This window comes from Planococcus halotolerans (assembly GCF_003289955.1).
Classification (GTDB): Bacteria; Bacillota; Bacilli; order Bacillales_A; family Planococcaceae; genus Planococcus; species Planococcus halotolerans.
In genome coordinates, this window is the sequence record NZ_QLZR01000004.1 from 1 (window position 1) to 19034 (window position 19034).

15 protein-coding genes and 1 other annotated feature (1 of these 16 running past the window's edge) are annotated in these 19034 nt (G+C 46.0%); all 15 genes read left to right on the forward strand.

Features of this window, described 5'->3' with window-relative positions:
- Window positions 1-285: 285 nt before the first annotated feature.
- The 15 genes from DP120_RS10835 to DP120_RS10910 all read left to right on the forward strand — a co-directional run bounded on the left by DP120_RS10835 (window position 286) and on the right by DP120_RS10910 (window position 18920).
- Window positions 286-1011, forward strand: a complete 726-nt coding sequence (locus DP120_RS10835; protein ID WP_233785917.1) for a potassium channel family protein — start codon at window positions 286-288, stop codon at window positions 1009-1011.
- A gap of 74 nt (window positions 1012-1085) precedes the next feature.
- Window positions 1086-2003: a PhzF family phenazine biosynthesis protein gene (locus tag DP120_RS10840; RefSeq protein ID WP_112223704.1), complete on the forward strand. Its 918-nt coding sequence runs from the start codon at window positions 1086-1088 to the stop codon at window positions 2001-2003.
- 212 nt (window positions 2004-2215) lie between these two features.
- Window positions 2216-2809 carry a YdcF family protein gene (locus tag DP120_RS10845; protein WP_205854532.1) on the forward strand — a complete coding sequence of 198 codons (594 nt, stop codon included), beginning with the start codon at window positions 2216-2218 and terminating at the stop codon, window positions 2807-2809.
- A gap of 376 nt (window positions 2810-3185) precedes the next feature.
- Window positions 3186-4163, forward strand: a complete 978-nt coding sequence (locus DP120_RS10850; protein WP_112223705.1) for a tetratricopeptide repeat protein — start codon at window positions 3186-3188, stop codon at window positions 4161-4163.
- A gap of 101 nt (window positions 4164-4264) precedes the next feature.
- Entirely contained in the window at window positions 4265-5548 is a 1284-nt protein-coding gene (gene tig, locus DP120_RS10855; RefSeq protein ID WP_112223706.1) for a trigger factor, read from the forward strand.
- Between the two features lie 170 nt (window positions 5549-5718).
- A complete protein-coding gene (gene clpX / locus DP120_RS10860) occupies window positions 5719-6990 on the forward strand; it encodes an ATP-dependent protease ATP-binding subunit ClpX (RefSeq protein WP_112223707.1) in 1272 nt (423 codons plus the stop codon).
- Window positions 6991-7320: 330 nt separating this feature from the next.
- On the forward strand, window positions 7321-9648 hold the full coding sequence (gene lon / locus DP120_RS10865) for an endopeptidase La (RefSeq protein ID WP_112223708.1): 2328 nt from the start codon (window positions 7321-7323) through the stop codon (window positions 9646-9648).
- Window positions 9645-10226 carry a ribosome biogenesis GTP-binding protein YihA/YsxC gene (gene yihA / locus DP120_RS10870; protein WP_112223709.1) on the forward strand — a complete coding sequence of 194 codons (582 nt, stop codon included), beginning with the start codon at window positions 9645-9647 and terminating at the stop codon, window positions 10224-10226. The genes lon and yihA overlap by 4 nt, the downstream gene beginning before the upstream one ends.
- Before the next feature lie 523 nt (window positions 10227-10749).
- Complete coding sequence (gene hemA, locus DP120_RS10880) at window positions 10750-12126, forward strand: glutamyl-tRNA reductase (RefSeq protein ID WP_112223711.1); 1377 nt, start codon at window positions 10750-10752, stop codon at window positions 12124-12126.
- Between the two features lie 84 nt (window positions 12127-12210).
- Window positions 12211-13041 (forward strand): cytochrome c biogenesis protein CcsA, encoded by an 831-nt coding sequence (ccsA, locus tag DP120_RS10885; protein WP_112223712.1) that lies wholly within the window; start codon window positions 12211-12213, stop codon window positions 13039-13041.
- 17 nt (window positions 13042-13058) lie between these two features.
- Window positions 13059-13988 carry a hydroxymethylbilane synthase gene (hemC, locus tag DP120_RS10890; RefSeq protein WP_112223713.1) on the forward strand — a complete coding sequence of 310 codons (930 nt, stop codon included), beginning with the start codon at window positions 13059-13061 and terminating at the stop codon, window positions 13986-13988.
- Window positions 13963-14682 carry a uroporphyrinogen-III synthase gene (locus tag DP120_RS10895; protein ID WP_240612007.1) on the forward strand — a complete coding sequence of 240 codons (720 nt, stop codon included), beginning with the start codon at window positions 13963-13965 and terminating at the stop codon, window positions 14680-14682. Before hemC ends, DP120_RS10895 begins: the two co-directional genes overlap by 26 nt.
- On the forward strand, window positions 14679-15659 hold the full coding sequence (hemB, locus tag DP120_RS10900; protein ID WP_112223715.1) for a porphobilinogen synthase: 981 nt from the start codon (window positions 14679-14681) through the stop codon (window positions 15657-15659). Before DP120_RS10895 ends, hemB begins: the two co-directional genes overlap by 4 nt.
- Window positions 15660-16946 carry a glutamate-1-semialdehyde 2,1-aminomutase gene (hemL, locus tag DP120_RS10905; RefSeq protein ID WP_112223716.1) on the forward strand — a complete coding sequence of 429 codons (1287 nt, stop codon included), beginning with the start codon at window positions 15660-15662 and terminating at the stop codon, window positions 16944-16946.
- A gap of 924 nt (window positions 16947-17870) precedes the next feature.
- Window positions 17871-18920 (forward strand): AbrB family transcriptional regulator, encoded by a 1050-nt coding sequence (locus DP120_RS10910; protein WP_240612008.1) that lies wholly within the window; start codon window positions 17871-17873, stop codon window positions 18918-18920.
- A 21-nt stretch (window positions 18921-18941) separates the two neighbouring features.
- Window positions 18942-19034: a binding site (T-box leader), on the forward strand; it runs 126 nt beyond the window's last position.

Here is a 19034-nt window from a genome sequence, read left to right on the forward strand (position 1 = left end):
ATTGACCATAAAAAAATCCTCCTTCTACTTAAATGTCATGCTTTTACGCATGCTTTTTAAGTATACCGGAGGTATTTATAACGGAAATATGTTTGTGGCTCTCTACATCGCAAACGGTGGCTCTATCTTCCGCAATTGATGGATTAATTTTACGCATACGTGGCTCATTCACAGTGCAATATTCATTTTTCTGTATTCATCGAATCATGAAGTGTAAAAGGATATAATAGTTAGAGAACATAGAAGAAGGTAAAGGGGGTAAAAGAAATTAAAAAGCTTACAGTGATGTATGAAATTTTCATGTTTATCCTGGTAATTATTTCGCTTTTCTTCGCTTTTTCAGAAAATGACCAGCTTTTATTGTATGACAAAGTCATCTGGTTAATATTTGTTGCCGATTACAGCATCCGATTATGGCGTTCTGAGAAGCGTTGGAATTACATAAAGTCGCATCCATTTGAATTAATCGCAATCATTCCATTGGATTCTTTATTTCGTGCTGCACGATTTGTAAGGATTTTTAGGGTTATTCGGCTTTTGGGCATTGGATCGAGATTCTTTAAACCAGTTTATGGTGTCCTGCAAACCAATGGGCTTGATAAATTACTGATTGTCACGATGATTCTGCTCTTTTTAATTCCGATACCCGTTATTATTGTTGAACCGGCTATCAATACTTTTCCTGATGCTCTTTGGTGGGCAATCGTCACGACCACAACAGTAGGTTATGGTGATATTTCACCAACTACAGGACTGGGGAGAATACTGGCGGTAGTTTTGATGTTAGTAGGAATAGGCATAATCGGGACGTTCACCAGTGCTATAACCAGTTATTTAAGTAAGGAAAATAAAATGACACATGATAAAAAGGTGCTGCAGATTCTTCAGACAATCGAAGAAATTGAAGAGTTCGATGAAAAAGATGCCGAATTAATCCAGCTTTATCTCGAGCGTAAAAAGATGGTTTCCGAGGAAGTGGTTTTGAATAAAGAATATAACCCGCAACCTTAATTCGAATCGAATCAGGGTGATTGAATTTATGTTAATTTAATTTGCTGAAAAGAATATTGGTGAGGAGGCTGACTTTGAAAAATTTACAGTATACTTTGGTAGATGTATTTACTGACACTCCTTTTGGTGGAAACCAGCTGGCTGTTGTGGAAGGAAGAAACGATTTATCAACAGAAACAATGCAGAAGATTGCCAGGGAGTTAAATCTTTCCGAAACGGTTTTTGTTTTTCCGCCGCAGAAAAGCGATAATACGAGGAAATTGCGGATCTTCACTCCGCAAATGGAATTGCCGATGGCAGGACATCCCACAATCGGAGCTGCTTATGTGTTAACTTCCGCTGGTGCAGTGCAGACAGAAGAAGGGCGAAATGAATGTGTATTTGAAGAAGAAGTCGGAGAAATACTTGTAACAGTTCTCAAAGAAGACGGTCGAATTGTGAAAGTAGAAATGAAGCAGCCTCTGCCTGTTTTCAATGAAAAGTTCGAGAACAGAAAACTCGCTGCCGATCTTCTTTCTTTGACAGAAGCAGAACTTCATCCCGACCTGCCGGTTCAGCCTGTCTCCTCGGGCGTGCCATTTCTGTTTATACCGGTCAAGTCTCTTCAGGCAATTCGCCGAATCCAATTCAGGCTTGACGTTTGGGAGCAGCATTTCAAAGGGACACCGAATTTCCAACACATCTTCGCCTTTACCGCAGAAACGGAAAGTGCAGCAGCATCAGTTCATGGAAGAATGTTTGCTCCTGCAATGGGGATTTCCGAAGATCCAGCCACTGGGGGTGCAAGCGGTCCACTTGGTGCATATTTAGTCAAACACAAAATTCTGCCGAACGCTGAAAATGGCATATACAGCATTACAAGCGAGCAGGGATTTGAAATGGAACGCCCAAGTTTCATCGAAATCACCGTACATGGAACGCCTGATAATATTACAGAAGTAAAAATCGGCGGCAACTCAGTCACAATTGGAAAAGGTGAGTTGTTTATCTAGGTGAGTAAAGTTAGTGCTGAATGTTATATAGCGGCTGTTAATAATCTTCCAACCGGACCACCGGCTGGAAGGTTTTTTGTATGCATGGACATTTTGTGAAGCAGCAGGAAAAAATTAAAATTATTTTCCAGAAACTCTTCCAATCGAACAGCTGTGTTTGCTAAACTGTTCTGAGGTTAAAGAAGAATTACAGAAAGTAGGATGAACTGGAATTGCTGACGAAACTGCCGGTTAAAATAATTTTAGCTACTTTGATATTTCTTACAGGATTCAGCGGCTGTGCCGCTTATGATATTTGGACATACGCACAAACTTCCGAGCTGGTGAAAGCGGATGCCGCCATCGTTCTTGGAACGGCGGTTTGGGGAGATGAACCATCGCCGGTGCTCCGCGAGCGCATCAACCATTCGATCTGGCTCTATGAAAATGATTACGTAGACAAGATTATCTTCACCGGAGGCAAGACCAATGGTTCCGAATTGGCCGAGGCTGTGGTTTCCAAAAACTATGCGATGGCCCACGGCATTCCGGAAGAAAATATTTATATAGAAGACCGATCGATGGTGACGATTGAAAATTTCCGCTTTGTATCAGAAATCGCTGAGTTGTATGAGCTGTCGGATTTTCTCGTAGTGAGTGATCCGCTGCATATGAAACGCGCAATCCAAATGGCGGAAGATACGGGCTTCGAGGCTTTTACTTCTCCGACCACAACATCTGAATACAACTCGTTGACATCAATTGTGCCGTTTTTCTTCCGTGAAGTCGGCGCTTATGTCGCTTATACGCTGTCATTCGGTGACTAAATGGTCAAAATGAATCTCTTCCTGCCGGGAAGGGATTTTTTATTTTTTGGCTGAGAAAGTATAGCTGTTTTAATTCAAAGGTTCTTAAAAAAGAGTGTTGCACTGGCCAGACTCCAGCGCCCAGATTCTCTGGAACATAAGCCATTCTGGCTGTGCGGCTGAAAACACACCGCTTCGCCAGAGCGTCTTATGCCTTTCGAATCTAAATGGGCGCTTCCGCTTTTCGAAAATTCCATTCATTATTTGCAGAAGTAAGTGGTATAGTAAAATAAATGCGGTGACTGCCGCAATAAGCCGTATGGAGGAAAGGTTTAATTTTCTCAAATTAGGCAATGTTCTAGGGTAAAGACAATATTTGCGCGATGGAGGTGATTTGATGCGTAAAAAGTACAGGGAGTTGAAGCGAAAAGGCAATGTTGTCGTCTTTCCGACTACGATCAACCGTTTGCTGACAGAGGCTATGACACTTTTGAAACAGGAACGTTATGAAGAAGCGAGGGACGGCCTTTATCAGGTGCTTACCTACGAACCGGAGCATCCGGCTGCGCTGGGAGCTTATTCCTACTGTCTCTATGAGCTGGGGGATTATGATGAAGCGCTGGAAGTGTGCAGGGAATTATTGAAGGTGGGTCCGATTCACTACCTCGAGACGATGGAATTATACATAAGCATACTTATGCAGGTGCGTGAATTCGAAGAAGCTGAACATGTGATCGAAGCGCTGATTGAGGAAAAGGTATTGCCGGAAGAGCGGTTGGAACAATTCCATTTGCTGAGGGATCTGAACGAACGGATAGCATCCAAATCGATTGAAAAGATTGATGCGGATCAATATACGCCTGAAGCTTTTCTGTCTCTTAATCCATTTGAACAGGAACGCAAAGTGATGGAGTTGCCACCGTCCTCGTTTAAGCCGCTCAAGGATAAGCTGGTGGCGCTTGTTGAACATCCGGAGATCGATTTACTGGCGAAAACATACATATTATTTATCATGCAACAGGAAAAGGTGGCAGCAAAGGTCAACATACATAAGTTCCACTATATTGGCGAGTTTAAGATCACAGACCTGCCAGATCCGCAACAGAGCCCGAGGGTGGCTGAAATCCGGGCAATTTTTGCGGAACAATTGGCGAAAGACCCGACACGGCTTGAAATGGCAAACGAACTTTTTGAACGGCATATCTATTTGTTTTATCCTTTCCTTATGGATGAGTACGACGGGAAAGAAGTGGCGGAAGCCTATATGTCCTATCTGGATTTATTGTTCACGGGAGAAATGGATGAGACAAGTGATGAAGACCTGCGAAATCTGCTGATACAGGCAGAAATGTGGTTTGAAATGCGCAACGGATAGAAATAGTTGAACCTCGTTTCATGTGTGATATAATATTGAAGTTGTCAAAATTCGTATAAACGTATGAATGACTTTGTAAAAAATGTTTGGAGGGCTTATATATGTCAGCAAAATGGGAAAAGCAAGAAGGTAACACAGGAACACTTACAGTTGAAGTTCCAGCAGAAGAAGTAAATGCCGGACTGGACAAAGCGTTCAAGAAAGTCGTAAAAGAAATCAACGTACCAGGATTCCGCAAAGGGAAAATGCCGCGCCAAATGTTCGAAAAACGTTTTGGTGTCGAATCTCTTTACCAGGATGCTTTGGACTTCATCTTGCCGGATGCTTATGCAAACGCAGTTGAAGAAGCGGGAATCAACCCAGTTGACCGCCCTGAAATCGATATTGAAACAATCGAAAAAGGCCAGCCGCTTGTATTCACTGCTAAAGTGACAGTTAAACCGGAAGTTGAGCTTGGCGAGTACAAAGGCCTTGAAGTTGCAAAACCGGATACTGAAGTGACTGACGAAGAAATCGAAGAAAAATTGAAAGAAAACCAAGAGCGTTTCGCTGAACTTGCTGTTAAAGAAGACGAAGCGATCGTAGAAGGCGATACTGCAGTTATCGACTTTGAAGGATTCGTCGACGGCGAAGCTTTTGAAGGCGGAGCAGGAAGCGACTACTCTCTTGAAATCGGTTCTAATTCATTCATCCCAGGCTTTGAAGAGCAATTGGTAGGCGTTAAAGCTGGAGAAGAAAAAGAAGTTGAAGTATCTTTCCCTGAAGAATACCACGCTGCTGAACTTGCAGGTAAAGCTGCAACTTTCAAAGTGAAGGTAAATGAAGTGAAAGGGAAAGAACTTCCTGAATTGAACGATGATTTCGCTAAAGAAATCGACGAAGAAGTTTCAAGCCTTGATGAACTGCGCACAAAAATGAAAGAAGCGGCTGCAGCTGAAAAAGCTTCAAATGCTGATGCAGCTTTGCGCGATGAATTGGTTCAAAAAGCAGCTGAAAACGCAACAATCGATATCCCGCAGGCAATGATCGATTCAGAAATGGATCGCATGATGCAGGACTTCGAACAACGCTTGACTCAACAAGGTATGAACCTTGAGCTTTACTTCCAGTTCTCAGGACAGGACGAAGCAGCTCTTCGCGAACAGATGAAAGGCGACGCAGAAACTCGCGTACGTGTATCATTGACTCTTGAAGCGATTGCACAAGCTGAAAACATGGAAGTTACTTCTGAAGATATCGACAAAGAACTTGAGAAGATGTCTGGCCAATTCAACATGGATGTTGAGCAGATCAAAGCAGCACTTGGCGGCACTGAAATGCTTGAAAACGATATCCGCATGCAAAACACTGTTGAATTCCTTGTAGAAAACGCTAAAATCAACTAATATTGCAGAACACATAAGTTTCAAAAAAAACAAGGCGCGGAGACGCGCCTTGTTTTCTCTACATAGAAGATTTTTGATTTCACATAGGCTATGAGCAGCTGGGCGAATCTAATTAGTTGCTCAAAGCTATAGAATCTTGTAAGATTATGGCTTGAATAGGGGTGAATACATTGTTCAAATTTAATGACGAAAAAGACCATCTAAAATGTTCATTCTGTGGCAAACCACAAGAGCAGGTTCGTAAACTGGTTGCAGGACCGGGTGTATATATTTGTGACGAATGTATTGAGCTTTGTACGGAAATCGTAGAAGAAGAGCTTGGTACGGATGAAGCAGTTGAATTCAAGGAAGTGCCAAAACCGAAGGAAATCATGGATATCCTCGGAGGCTATGTAATCGGCCAGGATAAAGCGAAAAAATCGCTTGCTGTTGCTGTTTACAATCACTACAAACGCGTCAATTCGCAAAGCAAGATAGATGATGTTGAGCTTTCCAAGTCGAACATCGTATTGATCGGACCTACAGGAAGCGGTAAAACTCTATTGGCCCAAACTTTGGCCCGCATCCTTAATGTTCCTTTCGCTATCGCGGATGCAACATCTCTGACGGAAGCCGGCTATGTCGGTGAAGATGTCGAGAACATTCTGTTGAAACTGATTCAGGCCGCGGACTATGACGTTGAACGCGCTGAAAAAGGGATCATCTATATCGATGAAATCGATAAAGTGGCCCGTAAATCAGAAAACCCGTCAATCACACGTGACGTGTCGGGTGAAGGCGTTCAGCAAGCCTTGCTGAAAATTCTTGAAGGTACAACTGCAAGTGTTCCCCCGCAAGGCGGACGCAAGCATCCTCATCAGGAATTCATCCAGATCGACACGACGAATGTCCTGTTTATCGTGGGTGGTGCCTTTGACGGAGTAGATCAAATCATCAAACGCCGTCTCGGCAATAAAATCATCGGTTTCGGTGCAGACCCGAACAAAGAAGAGCTTGACGAGAAATCATTGCTCAGCCAATTGATTCCTGAAGACTTGCTTAAATTCGGTCTGATCCCTGAGTTCATCGGCCGTTTGCCAGTATTGGCAAGCCTTGAACAGCTTGATGAAAATGCATTGGTACAGATTTTGACTGAACCGAAAAATGCTTTGATCAAGCAATATCAGAAAATGATGGAGCTTGATGGCGTTGAATTGACGTTTGAAGACGAAGCACTTGTGGAAATCGCAAAACTTGCGATTGAACGTAAAACTGGTGCCCGTGGACTACGCTCAATTATCGAGAACATCATGCTTGATGTAATGTTCGACTTGCCTTCGCGTGAAGACATTGTTGAGTGTGTCATTACAAAAGAGACGATTACCGATAAAGTTCAGCCAAAACTCATCTTGGAAGATGGCTCTGAATACATTGCAGATAATAATGAGAAAACATCCGCATAATTTAGGATGATATGGGCTGACTCAGATTGTGCACATCCGCGCGGTCTGGGCTCAGTCCATTTTTTTGGCTTTATATTCTTATATATAGTTAATAAACGATATTCCGCAAAACAGCTTTGCTTTCCTGGGGGCTTGCGCTGAGCTAACTCGTGCTCGTTACACTTCGCCCGAGTGGATCTCAGCACTTCGCTCGTAACGGAGTTGGAAAGCCAACTCCGTTACTGTTCCCCTGGGAGTCTTCGCTGTTTTGCTCCATATCTAAGTGATTTCAACTTCTCTTTATATAATAGTTTGTAATTAAAGAAACACATTCCCGGAGGTGGCTTATAGATGGCTAAGAAGAAAGTTACAAAACGAGTGCCTTTATTGCCGCTGCGCGGACTTCTTGTTTTCCCGACTATGGTTTTGCATATAGATGTCGGACGCGAGCGTTCGGTGGCTGCATTGGAACAGGCATTATTGGAAGACAATATTGTTTTCCTTGCAACTCAGAAAGATATCAGTGTCGAGCAGCCTGAAAAAGAAGATCTTCAGAAAATCGGCACGCTGGCATACGTAAAACAGATGCTGAAGTTGCCGAATGGCACAATCCGTGTGCTGGTCGAAGGACTGGAACGCGGTCAGTGGAAGTCTTATGAAGAAGAAGAGAACTTCCCGGTTGTGGAAGTGACTTCGTTCCCTGACGAAACTGAGCGGGATGCTGAGCAGGACGCGTTGATGCGTTTGTTGGTTGAGCATTTCGAGAAGTATACAAAAGCGTCGAAAAAAGTAACGAATGAAACCTATAAAACGGTAGCGGATATTGAAGAACCAGGCCGCCTGGCGGATATGGTTGCATCACATCTGCCGCTGAAAATGGCCGGTAAACAGGAAGTCCTTGAGACTTTCGACATCAGCAAGCGTCTTGAAATGCTGATTGGCCGTTTGCACAATGAACACGAAGTCATCGATTTGGAGAAACGCATCAATCAGCGTGTCAAAAAAGCGATGGAGCAGACTCAAAAAGAATTTTATTTGCGCGAGCAGATGAAAGCAATCCAACAGGAACTGGGCGATAAAGACGGCAAAACGGGTGAAATTTCCGACTTGAAAAAGCGGATTGACGCAGCCGGTATGCCGGAATCGACGAAAAAGACGGCGCTTAAAGAGCTTGACCGTTACGAAAAACTGCCTTCTGCAGCAGCGGAAAGCGGCATTATCCGTAATTATATCGAGTGGCTCGTGACGATTCCGTGGTCTGAGAAAACGGAAGACCGTTTGGATATCAAATACGCAGAGGAAGTTTTAAACCGTGACCATGACGGATTAGAGAGCGTCAAAGAACGCGTCCTTGAATATTTGGCTGTCCAACAGATGACGAAATCACTGCGCGGCCCAATCCTTTGCCTTGTCGGACCACCAGGAGTCGGTAAAACGTCCCTGGCGAAATCGATCGCCGAATCACTTGATCGCAAATTCGTCCGCATTTCACTTGGGGGAGTTCGCGATGAATCCGAAATCCGCGGCCATCGCCGTACTTATGTCGGCGCAATGCCAGGCCGGATTATCCAAGGGATGAAAAAAGCGGGGACGGTCAATCCGGTATTCCTGCTTGATGAAATCGAGAAAATGTCGAATGATTTCAGAGGCGATCCATCATCAGCAATGCTGGAAGTGTTGGATCCGGAACAGAATAATTCATTCAGCGACCATTATATTGAAGAAACCTATGATCTTTCGAATGTGCTTTTCATTGCGACAGCGAATGATCTCAGCTCAATTCCTGGACCGCTGCGCGACCGTATGGAAGTAATTTCGATTGCGGGCTACACGGAAGCGGAGAAAACGCAGATTGCAAAAAACCATTTGGCACCGAAGCAATTGGAAGAACACGGATTAACAGCTGAACAATTGCAGTTTACAGATGAGGCTTTATTGTCTATCGTCCGTTACTACACAAGGGAAGCCGGAGTCCGCGGACTTGAACGCCAACTGGCTTCAATTTGCCGGAAAGTGACCAAGCAGATCGTGTCGAAAGAGACGGAAGCTGTGGAAGTTACGGAGAAAGAAGTCGAGGAGTATCTCGGCAAACGCAAATTCCGTTACGGCATGGCTGAAACGGAAAACCAGATCGGTGTTGCAACAGGACTTGCTTATACAACAGTCGGCGGGGATACACTGCAGATTGAAGTATCGCTGTCACCGGGCAAAGGCAAATTGCAATTGACCGGTAAACTGGGAGATGTCATGAAGGAATCGGCGCAGACAGCTTTATCGTTTGTCCGTTCAAGAGCCGAATCGCTTGGCCTTGATCCGAATTTCCATGAATCCCAGGATATCCACATCCACGTTCCGGAAGGTGCTGTTCCAAAAGACGGCCCATCAGCGGGTGTGGCCATCGCGACAGCTTTGGTGTCTTCATTATCTAAACGGCCAATCCGCCGTGAAGTGGGGATGACCGGGGAAATTACTTTGCGCGGCCGCGTATTGCCGATTGGCGGCGTGAAGGAAAAAACATTGAGCGCACACCGTGCAGGGCTCACTACTATCATTTTGCCGAAGGACAACGAACGTGACATCGAAGATATTCCGGAAACAGTCCGCGAACAATTGACGTTCAAATTTGTATCCGAAGCAGACGAAGCGCTTGAAATCGCTTTAGAAGGAGTAAACAAATGAAAGTTAATAACGTAGAACTTGTAATCAGTGCCGTCCGTCCGGATCAGTATCCGGAAGACAGCCTGCCGGAATTCGCTTTAGCAGGACGTTCAAATGTTGGTAAATCTTCATTTATCAATAAAATGATCGGCCGCAAAAGCATGGCACGTATTTCCTCGAAACCCGGCAAGACGCAGACACTGAATTTTTATAAGATAGAAGAAAAACTATTCTATGTGGATGTTCCCGGCTACGGCTATGCCAAAGTTTCAAAAGGTGAACGTGAAGCATGGGGCAAGATGATCGAACGCTACATCACTGACCGCGAACCGCTTCGCGCAGTGATTCAGATTGTCGATCTTCGCCACCCGCCAAGCCGCGACGATATCGCAATGTATGATTTCATGAAGCATTTCGGTATTCCGTGCATCATCATCGCGACGAAAGCGGATAAGATTCCAAAAGGCAAATGGGACAAGCACAAGAAAATTGTCCGCGACACGCTGGAGATGGAGAAAACCGATCCATTGATCGTCTTTTCTTCCGAGACAGGACTCGGCAAAGACGAAGCCTGGAAAGAAATCGAAAGCAGAATGTAAGAAGGATGAGCGCAGCTGAGGCTGCGCTTTTTTTATGTAAAAAAAGGATTGGCAAGGGATTGGGCGGGGTTCGCCCCGCCCACTGGGCAGTCCGCGGTTGCGGACTGCTTTCAAAAGGGATGTCTTTTCTTTTAAGGATAACGATTGTGGTGGAGGTGCCGGCTGATCCGGTCAATTTTCACCTGAGTGATCATAGAACTGTTTGAGTGATCATAGAATCGTTTGAATGATCATAGAATCGTTTGAATGATCATAGAACCCCGAAAAGTGATCATAGAACTGGCGAACCACTCAAATCCCCCCGAAAAACCGCGCACAGCCCCATTTTAACCCCCAAGTAAACTGACAAATTCGAATACGAGCGTAATCCTTGTCCTACAATTTCCCCAGTGCTAGAATTAGATTATAATCATTATAAATAAACATACTTCATTGCTTGTTCACAATTTCGGAGGCTTATAAAGCATTGTTGGTGGTATACTTATATATATGAAATATGGAACGTGAAAGGTGTTTTGAACCCATGCATACATTAGTAGTCGGGGTAAACTACCGCTCTGCACCCGTGGAGATCCGTGAAAAATTATCGTTTATCGAAAACGAACTTCCACAGGCCATGCAGGCTTTAAATAAACAAAAAAGCGTATTGGAGAACGTCATCGTATCAACGTGCAACCGCACAGAGATTTACGCGGTGGTCGATCAGCTCCATACAGGCAAATACTATGTGAAGCAATTCCTGGCGGATTATTTTGATATTCCGCAGGAGTCGTTTTCGCAGTATTTATTTGTCCATGAAAAAGATGAGGCGGTCGAGCATCTATTCCGTGTAACTGCCGGGATCGATTCAATGGTGCTTGGTGAAACGCAGATTCTTGGACAGGTGAAGGGCAGCTTCCTTGCCGGACAGGAAATCGGCACGACGGGTACGGTTTTCAACCAATTATTCAAACAGGCAGTAACGCTTGCCAAACGGGCGCATTCGGAAACAGCGATCGGCGAGAATGCCGTATCGGTTTCGTATGCGGCAGTTGAACTTGGCAAGAAGATTTTTGGCACGCTTAAAAACAAGCACGTTGTCATCCTGGGCGCCGGCAAGATGGGCGAACTGGCAATCAAAAATCTTCAAGGCAGCGGAGCGGACCGGATTACGGTCATCAACCGCACATTTGAAAAAGCGGAAGTTCTTGCTGACAAATTCGGCGGCAAAGCGAAGCCGTTAAATGAATTGCAATGTGCATTGCTGGATGCGGATATTTTGATTTCATCAACAGGTGCTCAGGATTTCGTTATCGACCTTGAATTGATGCAATTCGTTGAGAAATTGCGCAAAGGCAAGCCTTTATTCCTTGTGGATATTGCTGTGCCGCGTGATATGGATCCGCGCATCGGCGATTTGCCGAATGTATTCCTTTACGACATCGATGATATGCAAGGCATCGTTAACGCCAATCTGGCGGAACGCGAACGCGCTGCGACTCAAATCGTCTCCATGATTGATAAGGAAACGGGTCAATTCAATGACTGGCTGACGACTCTTGGCGTGGTTCCGGTGATTTCCGCATTGCGTGAAAAAGCACTTGGCATCCAGGCGGAAACGATGGCGAGCATCGAGAACAAGATGCCGGACCTGACTGACCGTGAGAAAAAAATCTTGAACAAACATACAAAATCGATCATCAACCAATTGCTGAAAGAGCCGGTCTCTCAGGCAAAGGAAATGGCCGGTTCACCGAAATCTCGCGAACAGCTCCAGTTGTTCCAGCAGATTTTCGGAATTGAAGAGGAAGTGCAAGTACAGATCGAGCAGCAGTCAAAAGCTGCTATGGTCAAAGCTGAAAAAGCTGCGGAAGATAAACAAAAGCAGCAACAACAGGAATCACCCGGATATTCATTTTAATCGGTTGGAAAGAGGCGTTTTCGAATCTATATGTTAAAATGTAGAGACGAAACGCCTTTTACTATGGAAATGAAGGGGAATGGGATGGCTGATATAACAATGGCAAGGCTGCATGAAGCTATGGTTATTCTATATGCTGTCAGCCTTGTTTTTTATTTTTTGGATTATGTATATAAAGAGAAAAAAGCGGCAAAAATAGCGATGTCGCTGCTTGGCGGCGTCTGGGTGCTTCAAACGGTGTTTCTTGTGTTTTATATCATAGAAACACAGAGGTTCCCGGTGCTTACGCTATTTGAAGGCATTTATTTTTATGCCTGGCTGCTTGTCACGGTGTCGCTCGTACTCCGGATATTCTACCGATTCGATTTTGCAGTGTTCCTGATCAATATCATCGGATTCATCTTCATGACGATTCATACATTCGCGCCGGTTCAGATTGAGCGATCGCCGGTCGGGGAATCGTTGATTTCCGAACTATTGCTCATTCATATCAGTTTCGCGATTCTATCATATGCAGCATTTTCACTGTCATTCGTCTTTTCGCTGCTCAATCTGCTGCAATATCGGCTGTTGAAACGGAAAAAATGGACGAAACAATGGAACAGCCTGCCATCACTCGGCCAAACCGAAAAAGGGATGTCGATTTCGATCGGCGTCGGCATTTCACTGCTGTTCGTGTCCCTGGTACTTGGCCTGCAATGGGCGTACATAGCGCTCTTTGATTTCTCGATTTTCGATTTGAAGATCATCGGTTCATTTATACTTGTGGTCGTCTACAGTGTAATCCTGTGGCGCCATCAAAAAGGCACGTTGAATGGCATGTCCTATTCACTGGCCCATATTTACGCATTTTTAGTGCTGCTGATTAATTTCTTCCTCGGCAGCCGTTTATCGGAATTTCATTTTTGGTATTAAGGAAAGGTAGGATTCATTTGAGAAAAATCGTTGTAGGATCTAGAAGAAGTAAGCTTGCTTTAACGCAGACAAATCAGTTCATCGATAAATTGAAGGCGGCAGGAGCCCCTTTTGAATTTGAAATAAAAGAAATCGTCACTAAAGGCGACCGCATTGTGGACGTAACCCTTTCGAAAGTCGGAGGCAAAGGTTTATTCGTAAAAGAAATCGAACAGGCGCTATTTAACAAAGAAATCGATTTTGCCGTACACAGCATGAAAGATATGCCATCGGTCCTTCCTGAAGGGTTCGTCATCGGCTGTGTGCCGGAACGCGAAGATCCGCGTGATGCTTTTATTGCCAATGGCCACGTGAAATTCATGGATCTGCCAGTTGGCGCGAAAGTCGGAACAAGCAGCCTGCGCCGCAGTTCGCAGTTATTGTTGATACGTCCGGATCTGGATATCCAGTGGATCCGCGGCAACATCGATACCCGCCTAGGAAAATTGGAATCCGGTGAATTCGACGCCATCATTTTGGCGGCTGCCGGCTTGAAACGCATGGGCTGGAAAGACGATATCGTTACTGAATTCCTTAGCATCGAAGAATGTCTCCCGGCGATCGGCCAGGGTGCTTTGGCGATTGAATGCCGTGAAGACGACATGGAATTACTCTCAGAACTTGCGAAAATCAATGATGAAGAAACGATGCTTGCGGTTAACGCGGAACGTAAATTCCTGAAAGATATGAACGGCAGCTGCCAGGTTCCGATTGCGGGCTATGCGACTGTCACTGAAGGTGAAATCACGTTTACAGGATTGATTTCCTCACCGGAAGCTGACCAGGTCTATAAAGAAACAGCAACAAGTAAAGATCCGATTGAAGCAGGGCGCATCGTTGCTGATAAAATCAGCGAACAAGGCGGCTATGACCTGATCCAGCGTGTCATTGCTGAGAGCAATGTGTAACAACGAAAAATCGCTCGAAGGAAAAACAATCGTTTTTACAGGTTCAAACTTTCCGGAAGAAGCTGCCGGTAAAGTCGAAGAGCTCGGAGGCCAGGCCATTTACCTGCCGCTTATAGAAACTTCGATCCGCCAGACGGATAAACCGGATTTCACTGATTACAGCTGGCTCATTTTCACGAGCCGCACAAGTGCGGAAGCATTTTGCCAGCTGCATGCGGACGATGTACCGCACATTGCGGCTGTCGGTGAAAAAACGGCGGAAGTTCTTCAGAACAACGGTTATCGTGTGGATTTTATTCCGAGCGTTTACAGTGCCGACCGTTTTGTCGAGGAGTTCCCAGCTGCGGCGGACGGCCAGAAATGTTTATTCATCAAAGGTGCTTTGGCTAAAAACACCATTGCGAACATGCCTTTGCCGGTGGATGAATGGGTCATTTACGACACAGAACTGAAATTGGAAAATGCAAAAGCATTATCCCAAATGAAACAACAAACGATTATCTTTGCCAGCCCCTCAGCTGTTTCGGCTTACCGGAAAGCGGGAGGGGATTGGAGGGATATAGAGGTTGCGGCAATCGGCCACGTAACCGAAAAGGCGATCAAGGATGCAGGCGGGCATATCGATTTTATCCCCGCCACCTATACGTATTTGGACGTCGTCAATGAAATAGCGAAAGGAAGATGTAAACAATGAAAGACTTGAAATTCAACCGCCACCGGAGATTGCGCGGATCCGCGAATATTCGTGCCATGGTGCGTGAAACTGGACTTTATAAAGAAGATTTCATCTACCCGATTTTCGTCGTCGAAGGCGAAAACGTCAAACAGGAGATTTCGTCAATGCCTGGCGTCTATCATTTTTCAATGGACCGCCTAGGTGAAGAATTGGACGAAGTCGTCGATTTGGGGATACCTTCAGTCATCCTGTTCGGTGTGCCGAACGACAAGGATGCTGTCGGTTCCGAAGCTTATCATGACCACGCCATCACACAGGAAGCCATCCGTTTCGCGAAAGAACGCCATCCGGAATTGCTGGTCATCGCTGATACATGCCTTTGCCAGTATACAGACCACGGCCATTGCGGCGTTATCGAAGACGGCGTCATTTTGAATGACGAGTCGCTCGACCTGTTGGCACGCACAGCTGTATCCCAGGCGAAAGCGGGAGCGGACATCATCGCTCCATCGAACATGATGGACGGTTTTGTGGCAGCAATCCGCTACGGGCTGGACCAGGCTGGATTCCAGAACATTCCGATTATGAGCTATGCAGTGAAATATGCGTCGGCCTATTATGGCCCATTCCGCGAAGCTGCTCACTCAACGCCCCAATTCGGTGACCGCAAAACCTATCAGATGGACCCTGCCAACCGCCTCGAAGCGCTACGTGAAGCCGCTTCAGATGTGGAAGAAGGAGCCGATTACCTGATGGTCAAACCGGCATTGTCGTATTTGGACGTTGTCCGTGAAGTTCGCGACAACTTCAATTTGCCAATCGTTGCTTATAACGTTTCCGGCGAATACGCCATGGTCAAAGCCGCGGCTTTGAACGGATGGGTCGACGAAGAGAAGATCGTCCTTGAAACATTGCTCAGCATGAAGCGTGCTGGAGCTGATATTATCATGACGTATCACGCGAAAGACGCGGTACGCTGGCTGGAGGGGAAATAAATGGCATACGAAAAATCTACAGCAGCATTTGATGAAGCGAAAGGCTTGATGCCGGGCGGTGTTAACTCACCTGTCCGAGCATTCAAATCCGTAAATATGGATCCGATTTTCATGGCTTCCGGCAGCGGCGCCACAATCACGGATATCGACGGCAATACGTATATTGATTATGTCTTATCTTGGGGTCCGCTTATTCTGGGGCACGCACAACCGGACGTAGTTGCAGCAATCAAAGAGACAGCGGAACTCGGCACTTCATTCGGAGCTCCAACTGTCCTTGAAAATGAAATGGCGAAACTTGTAATGGACCGTGTTCCTTCCATCGAAATGGTGCGCATGGTGTCTTCCGGTACGGAAGCGACGATGAGCGCATTGCGTGTGGCACGCGGCTTTACAGGACGCAATAAAATCCTTAAATTCGAAGGATGCTATCACGGCCACGGCGACAGCCTGTTGATCAAAGCAGGTTCCGGCGTTGCGACACTGGGTCTTCCGGATTCACCGGGAGTGCCAGCGTCAATTGCACAGAACACGATCACTGTTCCTTATAACGATTTGGAAAGTGTACGCCACGCATTCAAAGAGTTCGGCGACGATCTTGCAGCGGTAATCGTTGAACCGGTTGCCGGCAATATGGGCGTTGTTCCGCCAAACGAAGGCTTCCTTCAGGAACTGCGCAACCTGACGACTGAAAACGGTACTGTTCTTATCTTTGATGAAGTCATGACCGGTTTCCGTGTCGGATATAATTGTGCACAGGGCTATTACGGCGTGACGCCTGACATGACTTGCCTCGGCAAAGTTATCGGCGGCGGACTTCCGGTCGGTGCATTCGGCGGACGCCGTGAAATCATGCAGCAGGTTGCACCAAGCGGTTCAATTTACCAGGCAGGTACGCTGTCAGGTAACCCGCTCGCAATGCGTGCAGGCTACGAAACATTGTCACGTTTGTCTGAAGACAGCTACACGACATTCATCGAACGCGGCGACCAGCTTGAAAAAGGTTTCCGTGAAGCCGCAGAGAAATACAATATTCCGCACACAGTAAACCGTGCGGGCTCGATGATCGGTTTCTTCTTCACAAACGAAGAAGTGGTTGATTTCGAATCAGCGAAAACATCCGATCTGGACCTGTTCGCAGATTATTATAAATTGATGGCAGAAGAAGGCATCTTCCTGCCGCCGTCCCAGTTTGAAGGCATGTTCCTGTCGACAGCTCATACAGAAGAGCATATCGCCAAAACAGTGGAAGCATTCCACAACGTCTTTGCAAAACTGGCACGTTAATAGAAGTGAGAGACAGCCGGAGAACGTTCTCCGGCTGTTTTTGTTTGTGGATAAACTATGCTTAAAAGTCGATATTCTGCCAAACAGCTACTCTTTCCAGCGGGCTCCCGCCCAATCCTCCTCGTCCGCTGCGCTCCCTGCGGTGTATCGGTCGTGTCGCAGAGCCGCAGGAGTCTTCGCTGTTTTGCTCCATATCTCTGGTTATTTTTCATTATGGTATGAGTATTATTTGTTTGGTACTTTTAAATAATGCATAGAGTCAGAATACCGGTAGTATCGTAGCTAAATCTCGGTTTTGTCGCTTTTCGCCTGCGAAAAGCTTGTAATCGGGTTTTACCATGTAAGGAAAGGGCAGATTACAGGACTTCGTCCGAAAGTGCGGAGAGGAGGGAGCAGCCGGTGGATCTGGCTGCTCTTTTTTCATGAATAGGGAGTAAAAAGTAGCGAGTGATCATAGAATCTCCGGAGAGATCATAGAAACGTTTGAGTGATCATAGAATCATTTGAGTGATCATAGAATCGGCTGAGTGATCATAGAATCCTCTGAGTGATCATAGAATATCCTACAGCCATTTTGAAGTCAGCACTTTCGCTTTTCGCCAGCGAAAAGCTTGTAATCAGGTTTTGCCATGTAAGGAAAGGGCCGATTACAGGACTTCGTCCGAAAGTGCGGAGAGGAGGGAGCAGCCGGTGGATCTGGCTGCTCTTTTTTTATGAATGGGGAGAAAAGAGTAGCGAGTGATCATAGAACCCCAATGAGTGATCATAGAATCTCCTGAATGATCATAGAATCGAATAAGTGATCATAGAATCGAATAAGTGATCATAGAACCCCAAAAAGTGCTCATAGAATTTTTCACCGCCCGCAATTTATCTGTTAGGATATAGAGATAGGCTATATTGCGAAAGAAGGTAGAGTTAGTTTTGAAATTATTGCGTACAGCGCTGGTTGCGGTTGTTGCCGGCTTTATTTTTCAGCAAATCGGCATGTTTTTGCCGTGGCTGCTCGGACCGATGATTGCGCTGTTAGTGCTTCGGCAGGTTACGGAGATGGAATTTTATTGGCCGCGTATATTCCGCACGGTCGGATTAATTTTACTGGGCGTCATGATCGGGGCATCGTTTACGCGTGAGTCGGTGCTGCTGATGTGGGTGGATTTGCCGTATATGCTGTTTATGACGGTGTCTGTTATAATCGCCGCATTATTATTCGGACTCTTGTTCAGCAAGATGGCCAACGAATCGCTGCAGTCGAGTCTGCTAGGGTCGATGCCGGGCGGCTTATCGCAGATGGTGCTGATTTCGGAAGAAGTCAATAACGCCAACGTCACCGTCGTGTCGGTGATGCAGACGTTCCGGATTTTCCTGGTGGTGACAATTGTGCCGCTGCTGACAACTTTCTTGGCCGGCAGGGAAGCATCCAAAATTGCGGAGACTCCCGCCGTCTCCTTTTCACCCATAGCATTTACAGCCGCCATCATTCTCGGCATCATCTTTTATTTGTTAATGAAGCGTTTTTCATTCCCCGCAAAAGAGCTATTGGCACCCGTACTCGTCATGGCTATCGTCCAGTCATTCACCGGCGCCACACTTATCGAGATGCCGCCGCTTCTCACAATCCTGGCCCAGCTGCTCGTCGGTGCGCATCTCGGCCTGCAGATGGAGAAACTGCGGGAGAATATGAGCATGAGGCTGGCGTTTGCGATTGTGGTCAATAACGTTTTGCTCATCGCGTTCACGGTTTTGATTGCTTATATCTTATCCGCGCTTCTTCCGGAATACCTGTTCCTCGATTTCTTCCTGAGTGCGGCACCCGGCGGTATGGCCGAGATGGGGATTACGGCGCTCGCTGCCGGTGCGGATGTTGCACTCATCACAAGTTTCCATCTGTTCCGCCTGTTCTTTATTTTATTGCTTGCGGCGCCTGCAGTGGCGTATGTGCTGAAAAAACTTGACGCTAAAACAGGAAATTGAGTACAATGGATTTAATCAGATACTGATGCGTTGAAGAGGATAGTAGAATGTGCGTGCATTTCAGAGAGGAAACCGAGTGGTGAGAGGTTTTCATGGACCAGCATTTGAATGTCA

What these genes read in the sequence shown, in the direction of transcription:
- lon (WP_112223708.1), top strand. Translation starts at nt 7,321, where the DNA reads ATGGCTAAGAAGAAAGTTACAAAACGAGTGCCTTTATTGCCGCTGCGC.
- DP120_RS10835 (WP_233785917.1), top strand. Translation starts at nt 286, where the DNA reads ATGTATGAAATTTTCATGTTTATCCTGGTAATTATTTCGCTTTTCTTC.
- ccsA (WP_112223712.1), top strand. Translation starts at nt 12,211, where the DNA reads ATGGCTGATATAACAATGGCAAGGCTGCATGAAGCTATGGTTATTCTA.
- tig (WP_112223706.1), top strand. Translation starts at nt 4,265, where the DNA reads ATGTCAGCAAAATGGGAAAAGCAAGAAGGTAACACAGGAACACTTACA.
- hemA (WP_112223711.1), top strand. Translation starts at nt 10,750, where the DNA reads ATGCATACATTAGTAGTCGGGGTAAACTACCGCTCTGCACCCGTGGAG.
- hemL (WP_112223716.1), top strand. Translation starts at nt 15,660, where the DNA reads ATGGCATACGAAAAATCTACAGCAGCATTTGATGAAGCGAAAGGCTTG.
- DP120_RS10850 (WP_112223705.1), top strand. Translation starts at nt 3,186, where the DNA reads ATGCGTAAAAAGTACAGGGAGTTGAAGCGAAAAGGCAATGTTGTCGTC.
- hemB (WP_112223715.1), top strand. Translation starts at nt 14,679, where the DNA reads ATGAAAGACTTGAAATTCAACCGCCACCGGAGATTGCGCGGATCCGCG.
- yihA (WP_112223709.1), top strand. Translation starts at nt 9,645, where the DNA reads ATGAAAGTTAATAACGTAGAACTTGTAATCAGTGCCGTCCGTCCGGAT.